Annotated in this window: 12 protein-coding genes and 1 pseudogene; 9 read left to right on the top strand and 4 right to left on the bottom strand. The window is 63.6% G+C overall.

Translation table 11 applies throughout. The annotated features are described in order from the left end of the window. Positions 1–64: 64 nt before the first annotated feature. Positions 65–1,837, top strand: a complete 1,773-nt coding sequence (locus tag FJ492_RS13805; protein WP_140504568.1) for an AMP-binding protein — start codon at positions 65–67, stop codon at positions 1,835–1,837. A 7-nt stretch (positions 1,838–1,844) separates the two neighbouring features. Here the strand turns inward: FJ492_RS13805 and FJ492_RS13800 are convergent, their stop codons facing one another. Next, the gene (locus tag FJ492_RS13800; RefSeq protein ID WP_140770539.1) at positions 1,845–3,389 is read right to left on the bottom strand and encodes an alpha/beta hydrolase; all 1,545 of its coding nucleotides are present in this window, start codon (positions 3,387–3,389) and stop codon (positions 1,845–1,847) included. Positions 3,390–3,598: 209 nt separating this feature from the next. Between FJ492_RS13800 and FJ492_RS13795 the strand changes: the two genes are divergently transcribed. After that, positions 3,599–4,231 (top strand): class I SAM-dependent methyltransferase, encoded by a 633-nt coding sequence (locus FJ492_RS13795; protein ID WP_140713528.1) that lies wholly within the window; start codon positions 3,599–3,601, stop codon positions 4,229–4,231. A 93-nt stretch (positions 4,232–4,324) separates the two neighbouring features. Here the strand turns inward: FJ492_RS13795 and FJ492_RS13790 are convergent, their stop codons facing one another. Then, positions 4,325–5,233, bottom strand: a complete 909-nt coding sequence (locus FJ492_RS13790) for a hydrogen peroxide-inducible genes activator (RefSeq protein WP_140504564.1) — start codon at positions 5,231–5,233, stop codon at positions 4,325–4,327. Positions 5,234–5,412: 179 nt separating this feature from the next. Between FJ492_RS13790 and katG the strand changes: the two genes are divergently transcribed. Next, entirely contained in the window at positions 5,413–7,614 is a 2,202-nt protein-coding gene (katG, locus tag FJ492_RS13785) for a catalase/peroxidase HPI (RefSeq protein ID WP_140770375.1), read from the top strand. A gap of 69 nt (positions 7,615–7,683) precedes the next feature. Here katG and FJ492_RS13780 read toward each other — a convergent pair whose 3' ends face one another. Beyond that, positions 7,684–8,349, bottom strand: a complete 666-nt coding sequence (locus FJ492_RS13780) for an MIP family channel protein (protein WP_140770373.1) — start codon at positions 8,347–8,349, stop codon at positions 7,684–7,686. 317 nt (positions 8,350–8,666) lie between these two features. On the opposite strand from FJ492_RS13780, the gene FJ492_RS13775 reads away from it, so the two are divergent. The 3 genes from FJ492_RS13775 (at position 8,667) to FJ492_RS13765 (ending at position 11,341) form a co-directional block, all read left to right on the top strand. Further along, positions 8,667–9,956 carry an RsmB/NOP family class I SAM-dependent RNA methyltransferase gene (locus FJ492_RS13775; protein WP_140770369.1) on the top strand — a complete coding sequence of 430 codons (1,290 nt, stop codon included), beginning with the start codon at positions 8,667–8,669 and terminating at the stop codon, positions 9,954–9,956. A 140-nt stretch (positions 9,957–10,096) separates the two neighbouring features. Then, a complete protein-coding gene (locus FJ492_RS13770; RefSeq protein WP_027146613.1) occupies positions 10,097–10,555 on the top strand; it encodes a PaaI family thioesterase in 459 nt (152 codons plus the stop codon). A gap of 147 nt (positions 10,556–10,702) precedes the next feature. Then, positions 10,703–11,341 carry a 5'-methylthioadenosine/S-adenosylhomocysteine nucleosidase gene (locus tag FJ492_RS13765; RefSeq protein WP_140770366.1) on the top strand — a complete coding sequence of 213 codons (639 nt, stop codon included), beginning with the start codon at positions 10,703–10,705 and terminating at the stop codon, positions 11,339–11,341. A 12-nt stretch (positions 11,342–11,353) separates the two neighbouring features. Here the strand turns inward: FJ492_RS13765 and FJ492_RS13760 are convergent, their stop codons facing one another. Beyond that, positions 11,354–11,671 (bottom strand): hypothetical protein, encoded by a 318-nt coding sequence (locus FJ492_RS13760; protein WP_140770363.1) that lies wholly within the window; start codon positions 11,669–11,671, stop codon positions 11,354–11,356. Between the two features lie 86 nt (positions 11,672–11,757). Between FJ492_RS13760 and FJ492_RS13755 the strand changes: the two genes are divergently transcribed. From FJ492_RS13755 to FJ492_RS13745, 3 genes and pseudogenes are all read left to right on the top strand, one after another. Further along, on the top strand, positions 11,758–12,240 hold the full coding sequence (locus tag FJ492_RS13755; RefSeq protein ID WP_140504552.1) for a MarR family winged helix-turn-helix transcriptional regulator: 483 nt from the start codon (positions 11,758–11,760) through the stop codon (positions 12,238–12,240). Positions 12,241–12,296: 56 nt separating this feature from the next. Further along, a complete protein-coding gene (gene guaA, locus FJ492_RS13750; protein WP_140504550.1) occupies positions 12,297–13,859 on the top strand; it encodes a glutamine-hydrolyzing GMP synthase in 1,563 nt (520 codons plus the stop codon). Positions 13,860–14,153: 294 nt separating this feature from the next. Continuing rightward, positions 14,154–14,373 (top strand): annotated as a pseudogene (locus FJ492_RS13745) (Arm DNA-binding domain-containing protein); the annotation flags it as partial. Positions 14,374–14,457: the final 84 nt, after the last annotated feature.

Raw genomic sequence — 14,457 nt, 5'->3', positions numbered from 1 at the left:
CATCGACGGGATTTCCAGCATCCCGGCAGGCTGATAGGTTCGGCCAGTCTTGGAGGAGACAGCGATGCCGGTCAATCTCGACGAGCTGAAGAACGCCACCAATCTGCGCGGCCGAGGCGCGCGTGCTGGCGGCGTCTTTATCGCGCCCGTGGATGGCAGGGCGCATGTCTCGGGCGATCGCGGCGTGCCGCTGCTCGACAAGACCATTCCAGCACTTTTCTCCGACACCGTCAGCAAACACGGCACGCTCGATGCCGCCGTCTTTGTCGGCCAGGACAAGCGCTTCACCTGGAGCGAACTGTCGGACACGGTGGATGCGCTGGCCGCCGGCTTCCTGGCACTTGGTCTCCAGAAGGGCGACCGGGTCGGCATCTGGTCACCCAACCGGTGGGAATGGCTGGTGACGCAGTTCGCCACCGCCCGCATCGGCCTGATCCTGGTCAACATCAATCCCGCCTACCGGCTGACCGAACTGGAATATGCGCTCAACAAGGTCGGCTGCAAGGCCTTGGTGACGGCGGCCAACTTCAAGACGTCGGACTATCTCGGCATGATCGAGACGCTGGCGCCGGAGATCGCCACGGCAACACCGGGCAAACTGAAGGCCAGCAAGTTGCCGGCGCTCAGGATCGTCATCCGCATGGGCGAGGAGAACTCGCCAGGCATGTTCAATTTCGGCGATGTGCTGGCCATGGCTGGACGCGACGAGCATGACAGTCTTGACCGCATCTCGGAGGGGTTGAAGCCGGGCGATGCGATCAACATCCAGTTCACCTCGGGCACGACAGGGGCACCCAAGGGCGCGACGCTCACCCATCTGAACATCGTCAACAACGGCAATTTCGTCACCTCGGCCATCAAGCTTACCGTCGAAGACCGGCTCTGCATCCCTGTGCCGCTCTATCATTGCTTCGGCATGTCGATGGGCACGATGGGTTGCGTGTCGAAGGGCGCGACCATGGTTTTCCCGTGCGAAGGCTTCGATCCCGGACTGACGTTGAAAGCCGTGTCGCAGGAACGCTGCACCGGCCTCTATGGCGTGCCGACCATGTTCGTCGGCATGCTCGACCATCCGGACTTTTCATCCTTCGATCTGTCCAGCCTGCGCACCGGCATCATGGCCGGTTCGCCATGCCCGATCGAGGTGATGAAGAAGGTGGTGTCGCTGATGCATATGGCGCAAGTGACCATCGCCTACGGCATGACCGAGACCAGTCCGGTTTCGTTCCAGAGCAGCGTTGACGATCCCCTGGAAAAGCGCGTCTCGACGGTCGGGCGCATCCATCCGCACGTCGAGGTCAAGGCCATCGACGCCGATGGCGCCACGATTGCGGTCGGCGCGCCGGGCGAGCTTTGCACGCGCGGCTATTCAGTGATGAAGGGGTATTGGGACGACGACGAAAAGACCCGCGAGGCGATCGATAGCGATGGCTGGATGCACACCGGCGACCTCGCCACCATCGACGCCGAGGGCTATTGCAACATTGTCGGCCGCGTCAAGGACATGGTCATCCGTGGCGGCGAGAACGTCTATCCCAGAGAGGTCGAGGAATTCCTCTACCGCCATCCCAAAGTGCGGGAAGTCCAGGTCTTCGGCATTCCCGACGCCAAATATGGCGAGGAGTTGTGCGCCTGGATCGTGCTCAAGCCCGGCCAGGTCGCCACCGAACAGGAGATCAAGGCATTCTGCGCCGGCCAGATCGCCCACTACAAGGTGCCGCGCCACATCCGCTTCCGCACCGAATTGCCGATGACGGTGACCGGCAAGCCGCAGAAATTCCTGATGCGTCAGGCGATGGTGGAAGAGCTGGGACTGGTGACGCAAAAGACGGCGTGAGGCCGGATCAGCCGCGTCGCACCAGCGCGCTGACGCTGTCGAGCAGCATCTGCTGGTCGCCGACCCAGAACCAGTGGTCGTCGCCGTCGACCTCGATGAACCGCGCGCCGGGAATCCTGGCCGCGAGGAACCGCCCGGCCTCGATGCGCACGGCGCGGTCGCCGGAACGGTGGAGGACCATCGTCGGGGCGGAGACTTTTGCCAGGAGGTGACGGACATCGGCGTCCCGTAATGCCTCGAGCAGGCCCGCGACCGCGCCCGGGCTGGAGGCCGCCCTGAGCAATCCGGCCCACCAAGTCCTTGCCTGACGGTCGCCAGCGAGGCTTGGGGCGAAGGTTTCGATTTCCGCCGGGCCACCCCAGCCCGCGAGCAGGCGTTGCTTCCAAAGATCATACTGGGCGACGGTCAAGGCGTAGGGATAGTCAGGCGCGCGGCTGCCTTTCGCAAGCGAGCCCCACAGGACAAGGCCTGTCAGCCGATCGGGATGCTCGACCGCAAAACGGATACAGCCCGGCCCGCCCTCCGACGCGCCGACGAGCAAAGCCCGGCGGCTGCCGGCCGCATTCATGACCGCCAGAATATCCTGCGCCCTCGCCTCAACTGTGGGACGGGCACCCACGCGGTCGGAAAGCCCCATGCCGCGCCGGTCGAAGAGGATCAGGCGACCCAGGCGCGAAATCGCGGTCAGCCAGGCGCGGCAGCCCGGGTCTTCCCAGATACGCTCGACATGCGAAATAAAGCCGGGAACGAGCACGATGTCCGTCGGGCCGCTACCGACGATCTGGTACGCGATGTGGATGCCGTCGACCGCGACATAGCGCGTTCTGGGCACGTCCAAGGTGGTGTCCTGAGTTGGCTCGCGCAGCATGGCCAGCGTGGCGGGGTTCGGCGCTACGCCGAGTTCGTCCCGCAACAGCCGGATGCACGTCTCGATCTGACGCTCCGCCGCCGCCCTGTCGCCTGCCGCCAGGTAGGCACGGATCAAGTGGCGGTGCGCGCTTTCGCTCAGGGGGTCGAGTGCCGCCAGCCGCGTCGCATGAACGATCGCGCCGCGCGGCTCGCCGCCGGCGATCTTGGCTTCGACGAGCCGCTCCAGCGTTTGCACCAAGCGGCCGCGCAAGGTCTCCCGCCGGAAGAAGACCCATTCTTCGAATTCCGGACAGTCCGGCAGCGAGAAGCCGGCGAGATAGTCGACTTTGTAGATATCGGCTGCGGCGTCGAAAGAGCCGGAATTGCAGGCATGCTCGAAAACCCTGGTGTCGATCTCGGCGGACAATGCTGGGTGCAGGCTGAGGGAGCCGCCTGTGGCGGCGATGATCTCACTGCCGAACGCGATGCGGATTTTATAGAGTGTCCGCCGAAGGCGGGCGCGTGCGGCCTGATCGTCGGTCTCGGGCCACAAAAGCGTGGCGGCGACCTCGCGCGCCACCGGCCCGCTGGCCTCGGCGATATAGATGAGGAGGGCTGCCGCCTTGCGCAGGGCGAGTTCCACCCGCCGGCCGTTCAAGCGGAACTCCGGAAAACCCAGAAATCGGAATTCCAATCGCTCCATCGATCCGACCACCGCCATCCAGGGACGTTCAGGGGACGCCGGCCTTCTATCCATCCCCACGACGTCGGGCCGATCGGGCCCGATCATGAGACTCCTTGGGGCGAGAAATGTCACTGGTCAATACTCCCATCCACCATTGCACATCAGGGCCCGTTGCCGGCGGAGGCATCCCTTCCGGTGCCGTCAGCACCCGGCTAGGAGGCTGAAGCATGTGCCAATCCTGTCTCTCCTGGTACGCGCGTTGCATTGCTCCCTACCTCGTCCACGCCGGCTGTTCGGCCAGCGCCTTCGCGCATATGCGAAGGCGCTTGATCCCGCGGGCGGGGGGCGTTGTGGTCGAGGTCGGTTTCGGGTCCGGCCTGAACCTTCCCTATTACGACGCCGGCAGGGTGAAACGGGTGGTCGGCGTCGATCCCGACGGCACGATGCTGGGTCTGGCCGAACCGAAGACCCGTTCCTTGCCATTCGATGTCGACTGTATCCGGGCCAGCGGTGAAAGACTGCCCTTGACCGACAGCTTCGCCGACACGGTTGTCGTCACCTATGCCTTCTGCACCATTCCGGACCCTGAGGTGGCGCTGACCGAGATCCGGCGCATCCTGAAGCCCACGGGCCGGCTGATCTTCATCGAGCACGGCCAGGCCGAAGGGCCGCGTTGCCGCCGGTGGCAGGAGCATCTGAACCGGCTGTGGGGCCGGCTCGCCGGCGGCTGCCATCTCAACCGCGACCCATTGCAGCTGATCCGGGCGGCGGGCTTCCATATCGTCGAAGCGGAGCGTGATCGGTTTCGGCTACCCTTCTGGCAGTTGGGAAGTCACCATGCCGGCATCGCGATACCCTGACAGGTTGACGTCGTCGGTTCCGCATCTCCGATGGCCCTGCGCCGAGCCCGGCTCTCGCACGCGCGAACGGTCCGGCGCGGGGTTGTTCGCTTCTCACGCCACCAGCATCACCGCACCGAGGCCCCGGATGATCTTCGCCAGTTCGACGCATTCGCCGTGCCGCGCATTGTTGCGCCGCCAGGCTAGGCAGATCATGCGCTGCGGCATCGGTTCCTGGAACGGCACGATCTTGAGATCGGGGATAGTGCCGGCAGGGCCCGCCGCCATTTCGGGGATGAGAGTGACGCCGAGCCCGTGCGCCACCATCTGCAAAAGCGTGGTCAGGCTGGTCGCGCCATAGCTTGCCATTGCCACCGGCCGCACATTGCCGCAGACGGCCAGCGCCTGTTCGCGCAGGCAATGGCCTTCTTCCAGCAGCATCAGTCTTTCCAGCGCCGGGCTCTCAGGCGGAACCGGCGGCGAGGCAAAGGCCGGATCGCCTGATGGCACGGCCAGGAAGAACCGGTCGGGAAACAGCGCTTCGGTGATCAGCCCGGGATGGTCGAGCGGAAGCGCGGCGATGAAGGCATCGAGTTTTCGCGATGCGGTGTCCTCGACCAGGGAGGTGGTGACCGCCTCGCGCAGTTCGAGCAGCAGGGCCGGGAAATGCTTCTTCAGTTCGGGCAAGGCCCGCGGCAGGAGATAGGGCGCGACGGTCGGGATGATGCCCAACCGGAAGCGTCCCTCCATGGCGGTGCGGCCGCGCCGGGCCGTCGTTTCCACGTCACGTATGTCAGCCAGGATGCGCTCGATGCGTGGCAACAGGGCGACCGCTTCGTCCGTCATGCGCACCGACTTGCCACCGCGTTCGAACAGCCGGCAGTTCAGCCGTTGCTCCATTTCTGCGATCTGGGAGGACAGCGCCGGCTGGCTGACACCTGCAAGTTTCGCCGCACGCCCGAAATGCAGCGTCTGCGCCAGCGCGTCGAAATAATGCATCTGGCGAACTGTCAATCCGATCATGCAGTCAAGCCTATCATAAGAAAATCCTATCGAAATAAACAGGAAAGGCAATTTGTTTTTATCGTCAGTGTGGCCTAGTCTGGGTGGTTCCAGATTGGCGCGGGCCGCTGGCTGCCCCCAAAATCTCGGCAAAAATTAACCCTCGGCAAAATCAAACCTCGGCAAAATTGGAGTGAGAGATGGACGCGAAAACCGACGACAACAGCGCGGGCAAATGCCCTGTTGCGCATGGATCCGCCAGCCGGACCAACCGTGACTGGTGGCCGAACCAGCTTGACCTCGGCGTTCTCCACCAGCAGTCGAACCTGTCGGACCCGATGGGCGAGGACTTCGATTATGCCAAGGAATTCGCGAGTCTCGACCTCGATGCGGTGGTCAAGGACCTGCATAAGGTCATGACGGATTCGCAGGACTGGTGGCCGGCCGACTTCGGCCATTATGGGCCGCTCTTCATCCGCATGGCCTGGCACAGCGCCGGCACCTATCGCATCGGCGACGGTCGCGGCGGGGCCGGAGCGGGCCAGCAGCGTTTCGCGCCGCTGAACAGCTGGCCTGACAACGCCAATCTTGACAAGGCGCGCCGGCTGCTGTGGCCGGTCAAGCAGAAATACGGCCGCAAGATTTCCTGGGCCGACCTGTTGATCCTCACCGGCAACGTCGCGCTGGAATCGATGGGCTTCAAGACCTTCGGCTTCGCCGGTGGCCGCGCCGACGTTTGGGAGCCGGAGCAGGACGTCGACTGGGGCTCCGAGACCAAGTGGCTTGGCGACGAGCGCTATTCGGGAGACCGTGAGCTTCGTGGCCATCTCGGCGCCGTGCAGATGGGCTTGATCTACGTCAACCCGGAAGGCCCGAACGGCAAGCCGGACCCGATCGCCGCCGCGCGCGACATCCGCGAAACCTTCGCTCGCATGGCGATGAACGACGAGGAAACCGTGGCGCTGATCGCCGGCGGCCACACCTTTGGCAAGACCCATGGCGCCGGTGATGCCTCGCTGGTAGGGGCCGAGCCGGAAGGCGCCGGCATAGAGGCGCAGGGCCTCGGCTGGTCGAGCAAGTATGCGTCGGGCATTGCCGGCGATGCCATCACCTCGGGCCTCGAAGTCACCTGGACAACGACGCCTACCAAGTGGAGCAACAACTTCTTCGACAACCTGTTCAACTACGAATGGGAAGTGACGAAGAGCCCGGCAGGCGCCCATCAGTGGACGCCGAAGGGTGGCGCCGGTGCCGGCACGGTGCCCGATGCGCACGACCCTTCAAAGCGTCGCGCGCCGGCCATGCTGACCACCGACCTCGCGCTGCGGGCCGACCCGGCCTACGAGAAGATCTCACGGCGTTTCCACGAACATCCGGATCAGTTCGCCGATGCCTTTGCCCGCGCCTGGTTCAAGCTGACCCACCGCGACATGGGCCCGGTCGTTCGCTATCTCGGCCCGTTGGTGCCGAAGGAAGAGCTGATCTGGCAGGATCCGATCCCGGCGGTCGACCATGAACTGGTCAGCGATCAGGACATCGCATCGCTGAAGGCCAAGATCCTGGCCTCCGGCCTGTCGGTTTCCGAACTGGTCTCGACGGCCTGGGCCTCGGCTTCGACCTTCCGCAACTCCGACAAGCGCGGCGGCGCCAACGGTGCCCGCATCCGGCTGGCACCGCAGAAGGACTGGGACGTCAACCAGCCGGCCGAGCTAGTGAAGGTGCTTGCCAAGCTCGAAGGCATTCAGAAGGAGTTCAACGCTGGCGGCAAGAAGGTCTCGTTTGCCGATCTGATCGTGCTCGGTGGTGTCGCGGCCGTCGAGAAGGCTGCGAAGGATGGCGGCAACGACGTGAAGGTGCCGTTCACGCCCGGCCGCATGGATGCCTCGCAGGAGCAGACGGATGTCCACTCTTTTGCCGCTCTCGAGCCGAAAGTCGACGGCTTCCGCAACTATGTCAGAGGCAAGCAGCCCATGTCGGTCGAAGCCATGCTGGTCGACCGGGCGCAGTTGCTGGGCCTGTCGGCGCCGGAGCTGACGGTGCTTGTTGGCGGCCTGCGGGTGCTCGGCGCTAACACCGGCCAGTCAAAGCATGGCGTGTTCACCGACAGGCCGGGTAAGCTGACCAACGACTTCTTCGTCAACCTGCTCAGCATGAGCACGGTGTGGGATCCGGCTGCCGGCTCCGAGCCGGGCGCGGAAGAGATCTACGAGGCGCGCGACCGCAGGACCAAGGCCGTCAAGTGGACCGGCACCCGCGCCGATCTGATCTTCGGCTCGCATGCGCAGCTGCGTGCCTTGGCCGAAGTCTACGGATCGGCGGACGCCGGGCAGAAATTCGCCCGGGATTTCGTCGCGGCATGGACCAAGGTGATGAACGCCGACCGGTTTGATATCGCCGCCTGATCCGAACTCAAAGTCGTACAAAAAAGGCGCGGGCCGTAGCCCGCGCCTTTTGCATTCAAGCTCCGGCAATCAATCCTTCTCGAAAATACGCGCCTTGGCGACGACTCCGGCAATGGCGCCGCCGATCAACGGCGCGACGATGAACAGCCAGAGCTGGCTGAGTGCGGCACCGCCGGTGAACAGCGCCGGACCGATGGAGCGCGCCGGATTGACCGAGGTGCCGGTGACCGGGATCATGGCGAAGTGAATGCCGGCCAGCGTCAAGCCGATGACCAGACCGGCAAAAGCCGTCGAGTGCTTTTCAGCGGTAACGCCGAGGATTACCGTGACGAAGGTGAAGGTGCCGATCAGCTCCCACAGGAACGCCGAGCTCATGCCCCATTTCGTCTCGTCCCAGCCATTCGCGCCGAAGCCGCCTGTGTGGCCGGAAACGATGATCCACAGTGCCAGCGAGGCAATGATGGCGCCGATGATCTGCGCGATCCAATAGGGGATGACGTCCTTGGCCGGCAGCCGGCCGGCAAGGAAGACGCCGAGTGTCACCGCCGGATTGAGATGCGCGCCCGAAATCGGGCCGATCGCATAGGCCGCCGCGATGAGGCCGATGCCGAATGCTAGGCCGATGCCTTCCTGGCCAAGCGGCAGCGCGCCGCCGAAGCCGCCCGTCACCACGGACGCCGTACCGATGAATACCAACAGAAATGTGCCTAGAACTTCCGCCAGATAAGTCTTCATTGCCCTCTCCTCGTGACGATCCGCTGGTCCACGGTTTCCGCGCCGCGAATCATGGCAGCAAGAGTATTCCCAACCGAAAAACTTGGAAAGCAGAGCTGTAGCACCATACGCCGTCCTTGCGGGCGCCAGTTAAGAACATTAGAAATATTGCATCTACTGGTTTGCCTACTGATAACCGCCGTGAAGATTTACTGATCGGACAGGTTTACCGACCATGGCCAGCTTGCACTCGCGGCGAGACCGAGCGGGGTTCAATCCGGACGTGAAAGGCTCTAAGAGCAGACCGAGATAATGTGCTCGATTTGATGGAATGACGAATGCGACTGGGCGGACGGCTGGCTGCGGCTATCGAAGTGCTGGAGGACATTGGCCGGCGTCACCGGCCGGTGGCCGACGCGCTGAAGGATTGGGGCCTGTCACATCGCTTCGCCGGCGGTGGTGATCGCGCCGCGATCGGCAACATCGTCTACGACGCGCTGCGCCACAAGCGCTCTGCCGGCTGGTTGCTGGGCGAAGACACGCCGCGCGCTACAGGCTTCGGGGCGCTGTTGCTCGAATGGAATCAGACGGGGCAGTCGCTCAACGCTGCGCTCGAAGGCGACAAGTTCGCGCCGCCGCTGCTCAGCGCCACGGAACTCCAGGCAATCGCGGAACGCCGGCTTGCCGACGCGCCGCCCGCGGTTCGCGCCGACATACCCGATTGGTGCGAACCGCTTTTCGAACGGGCCTTTGGCCGGACATGGATCGAGGAGGGCGCCGCACTGGCCACGCGTCCGCCGCTCGACATCCGGGTCAACACGCTTCAAGCCGATCGCGTCAAGGTCTTGGCCGAACTGGAGCAGACCGGTGCCAGTGTCGCACGGATCGCACCCTACGGTATCCGCATCCCGCCGATCGACGGTGATGGCCGACACCCGAACGTGCAGGCCGAGCCGGCCTTCCAGAAAGGCTGGTTCGAAGTCCAGGACGAGGGGTCGCAAATTGCGGCAGCGCTTGCCGGCGCGACGGCCGGCATGCAGGTGCTTGACTTCTGCGCCGGCGCCGGCGGCAAGACGCTGGCGCTGTCGGCGGCGATGGACAATCACGGCCAGATCTTTGCCTATGATGCCGAAAAGGCGCGGCTGGCGCCAATCTTCGACCGCATCCGCCGCTCGGAAAATCGCAATGTGCAGGTCGCCACCAAGCCCGCCGAGCTTGCCCCGCTGGTCGGCCACATGGACATCGTGCTGGTCGATGCCCCCTGCACCGGCAGCGGTACCTGGCGGCGGCGTCCCGATGCCAAATGGCGGCTGACACAGAGACAGCTCGACGCCCGCAAAGGCGAGCAGGCGACGATCCTCGATGCCGCCAGGATATATGTCAAACCCGGCGGTCTGCTGGTCTATATCACCTGCTCGGTATTCGACGAGGAGAATGGCGAGCAGGTCATGGCGTTTCGTGAGCGCAGCAGCGGCTTTGCCCCGGTCGATCACCGCGCTCTCTGGGACGGCCGTTTTCCGGGCCACCAAGCAGCGGCGCGGATCGGCGCTGGCGGCGATATTTCCCTGTCGCCGGCGCTGAGCGGCACTGATGGGTTCTATTTCTGCGCGCTGCGCCGGACCAACTGAGCCCTGCCGCATCCGCCGGCAGTTCGCGGCCACTCGGCCGGTGACGGCCTACGAGACCAATTGTTGCAGTGCAGCAATTGAGATTGCCTGCCGCCGATCCCTCTGCAATAAGCTTTGCCAAACAAACGAAGGCAACGGCGATGGCAGCGAAGATCGTACCGGCTCCAGACTATGAAGATCGCGTCAGGGCGTCCTTTGCACGCCAGCAGGCGATGGCGACGATCGGCGCCGAATTGACTTTGGTGACACCCGGCATAATCGAGATCGAGATGCCCTATTCGGCGGCGCTGACCCAGCAGCATGGCTTCCTGCATGCAGGCGTCATTTCGACGGCGCTGGACTCGGCTTGCGGCTATGCGGCATTCTCGCTCATGCCTGAGAATTCCGGCGTGCTGACCATCGAATTCAAGGTCAACCTTCTGGCGCCGGGCCGGGGCGAGCGCTTTCTGTTCCGCGGTTCGGTGACCAAACCCGGCCGCACCATCATCGTTGCCGACGGCCAGGCCTATGCCTTCGCCGCCGACGGCGAGGCCAAGCTGATCGCCACCATGACCGGCACGATGATGACGATGGTTGGTCGCGACGGTATCGCGGGGTGAGGAGAGGTCTGCGCAGCGGGCGAACCCCCCCTGAATGGGCTTTTCGTCCGACGAACGCACGGAGCCATAGCGAAGGGCCGGCAGGCAGCGAGGGCACGTTGCCTCCTTTCCCTTCCGTGGTCGCAACAAATGGGGGTCAGGGTCGTCATGACCGTTGAAGTGGCACGTCTGTCGGGCAAATCCGTTCTCTTCGTCATGGCGGTCGAGGCTGAATACGGCCCGCACCTGAAAAACCTGTTCACGCCGCTGATGACCGGAGTCGGTCCGGTCGAGGCCGGCGTCAGGCTGGGCGCCGAGCTCGCGGCGTTGAAGGCCGAAGGAGCGCTTCCGGACTTGGTCGTTTCGCTGGGCTCGGCCGGCAGCCGCAAGCTGGAACAGGCTGAAATCTACCAGGCAGCCTCGGTGAGCTATCGCGACATGGACGCTTCGCCGCTCGGCTTCGAGAAGGGCGCGACGCCTTTCCTCGACCTGCCGGTGACGGTGCGACTGCCTCTCGTTATTCCAGGTATCAGAAGCGCCACGCTCTCGACCGGCGGCGCGATCGTCACCGGTGCCGCTTATGACGTGATCGACGCCGATATGGTCGACATGGAGACCTTCGCCTGCCTGCGCGCCTGCCACTTATTCGGCGTGCCGCTGATCGGCCTGCGCGGCATTTCCGACGGCGCGGCCGATCTGCGCCATGTCAACGACTGGACGGAATATCTGCACGTCATCGACGAGAAGCTGGCCGTGGCGATCGAGTCGCTCGAACGGGCGATCGGTGGCGGCCTGCTCGAGGGCTGACTGTTCTTCGGATCAAGCGGCCAGGCTATGCGGATCGCCGAAATCGATGCGTGAGACGCGTCCGCGCACGGCGCCTGTCGCGTCGATATAATCGATCGCTCCCGGCGTATGATCGAGTTTCCAGGCGCCGGCGGGGCCGTCTTTCCATTCGACCTTGTAGCCGTCGTCCAGCAGCGCCCAAAGTCCGTGGAAGCGTGTGCCGTCCGGTAGGAGCATGTGCGCCCGATCTTCAGTTTCATAGTGGACGAAGGCGTGCTTGCCGCCCATGTCGATGACATGCGTGGTTCCGACCATGATAATGGCCAGCGTGTCCCTGTTCAGTATCGTCATTATACCTGTCCATGGGTTCGCGTTTCGAAAGAGCCTCGACGGGATGAATATCGTCAAGTATCTTGACTATATGGAGTCTGGAATAAATGGTCAAGCACCTTGACGAAAAAACCGAAGCGTCGCCGGATCATGTCGGCTGGCGGCTATGGCAGGCGAGCCGTGCCTGGCAGGTGGAATTTGCTGCCGCCATGCGGTCCGCCGGCCACGCCTGGTTCAGCGAGGCGCGCGCCGGGCTGCTCGGGCACATCCCCCGCAACGGCACGCACCAGTCGGCATTGATCGAGCGCGCGGCCACCTCCAAGCAAGCGGTTCAGCAATTGCTCGACGGTCTGGAGGCGGAAGGCGTGCTGGAGCGGTTGCCCGATCCACGGGACGGGCGCGGCAAGCTTGTGCGCTATACCCGCAAGGGTCTGGATGCCTTGCGCGACGGCGACCGCATCAAGCTTCAGATCGAGCGCGGCTATATCGACCGCATCGGCGAGCAGCGATTCGCAGCGCTTATGGACGCCTTGCGCACACTTGACGCGGGGCGGGGCGACGCATCGGCAGGAGCATCGGGGCCGAAGTGAGCGGCGCGACCGCGCAACCCATTGCGCCGACTCGTTTCTTTCTCTAAAGGCTCGCCATGACGACAGCCAATCACACCGACACCGTCCTGATTGTCGATTTCGGCAGCCAGTTTACCCAACTCATCGCCCGCCGCATCCGCGAGGCCGGCGTGTTTTCCGAGATCGTGCCGTTCCAGTCGGCCGAAGCCGCGTTCAAGCGCATCAATCCGAAAGCTGTGATCCTGTCCGGCGGCCCCGCCTCGACATCGGACATCGGCAGCCCGCGCGCGCCACAGATCGTCTTCGACGCCGGTGTACCGGTGCTTGGCATCTGCTACGGCCAGATGGCCATGTGCGTGCAGATGGGCGGCGTCGCCGAAAGCTCCAACCATCGCGAATTCGGCCGCGCCTTCGTCGAGATCGAGAAGGACAGTCCGCTGTTCGAAGGGCTTTGGGCGACCGGCCAGCGCCATCAGGTATGGATGAGCCATGGCGATCGCGTCATCGCCTTGCCGCCGGGCTTCGAGGTGTTCGGCAAATCGGAAAGCTCGCCTTTCGCCATCTTCGGCAATGTCGAGCGCAGGATGTACGGCATCATGTTCCACCCGGAGGTGGTGCACACACCCGACGGCGCCCGGCTGCTCAGGAATTTCGTCCACAACATCGCCGGCATCGAAGGCGACTGGACGATGCGCGCCTATCGCGAACACGCGGTCGAGGCGATCCGCAAGCAGGTCGGCAAGGGCAAGGTCATCTGCGCGCTGTCGGGCGGCGTGGATTCCTCGGTCGCCGCCCTTCTGATCCACGAGGCGGTCGGCGACCAGCTGACCTGCATTCTCGTCGATCACGGCCTGATGCGCAAGGAGGAGGCCGCCGGTGTGGTGGCGATGTTCCGCCAGCATTACAATCTGCCGCTGATCCTGGTCGATGCCTCCGACAAATTCATCTCGGCGCTGGAGGGCGAGTCGGACCCGGAAAAGAAGCGCAAGACTATCGGCCGGCTGTTCATCGAGGTGTTCGAGGACGAGGCGAAGAAGCTCGGCGGCGCCGATTTCCTGGCACAAGGCACGCTCTATCCCGACGTCATCGAAAGCGTCTCCTTCACTGGCGGCCCGTCGGTGACGATCAAGTCGCACCACAATGTCGGCGGTCTGCCCGAGCGCATGAACATGCAACTGGTCGAGCCGTTGCGCGAACTGTTCAAGGACGAGGTGAGGGCGCTAGGCAAGGAGCTCGGTCTGCCCGAAAGCTTCATCGGCCGCCATCCGTTCCCAGGCCCCGGTCTTGCCATCCGCTGCCCTGGCGGCATCACCCGGGAGAAGCTGGAGATCCTGCGCGAGGCCGACGCCATCTATCTCGACGAGATACGCAAGGCTGGCCTCTATGACGCGATCTGGCAGGCCTTCGCCGTGTTGTTGCCGGTGCAGACCGTCGGCGTGATGGGCGACGGCCGCACCTACGAATTCGTCTGTGCGCTGCGTGCAGTCACTTCGGTCGACGGCATGACGGCTGATTTCTATCACTACGACATGGCCTTCCTAGGTGCCGCCGCCACCCGCATCATCAACGAAGTGCGCGGCATCAACCGTGTGGTGTACGACGTGACCTCGAAGCCGCCTGGCACAATCGAGTGGGAATGATTTAGGCCGATCCGAACGCCGCCGAAAACAGGCCGCAGCACGACTCAAGCCCTTGTAATTAAAAATAAATACCATTTTAGGATATTCGGCATCTATCGGCACGCAGAGTTTGGCGTGGACGGACCGCCTGACGGACCTCGGCCATATTGCTCCGACCAATTTTTCAAAGTACCGTCACCGCCAATGAGGCTCTTGACGGTACTTTTTTCTTTTTAACCCGTTGAAGGATAATAGGAAAATCCTGCCGCAGGCCTCCGAGATTTCGCTGACGGTACTTTTCAAGAGGCTGCAGGCATGCTGACGGACACCGCCATTAAGGCATTGAGACCAAAAGACAAAATGTACAAAATTGCTGACCGCAACGGGGATGTACATTCGCGTCATGCCGAGCGGCGCAATCTCATTTCGGCTGGATTACAGGCTCAATGGCCGCCGGGAGACCGTCTATCTGGGCAAGTACGGACGCGACGGCATCTCGCTTGCCCTTGCGCGAGAGAGGTGCCTCGATGCAAGACGAGACACGACGCGAACGGCAGCCTTGCGCCCAATTTCGGACGTTGAGGTCCCTTTGTACGTCACCCGAAAGCGGACATTCCTC

The organism is Mesorhizobium sp. B2-5-4 (assembly GCF_006441095.1).
Taxonomy (GTDB): Bacteria; Pseudomonadota; Alphaproteobacteria; order Rhizobiales; family Rhizobiaceae; genus Mesorhizobium; species Mesorhizobium salmacidum.
Note: the sequence above shows the minus strand (reverse complement) of the source record. Positions and strands in the feature narration are given on the sequence as shown.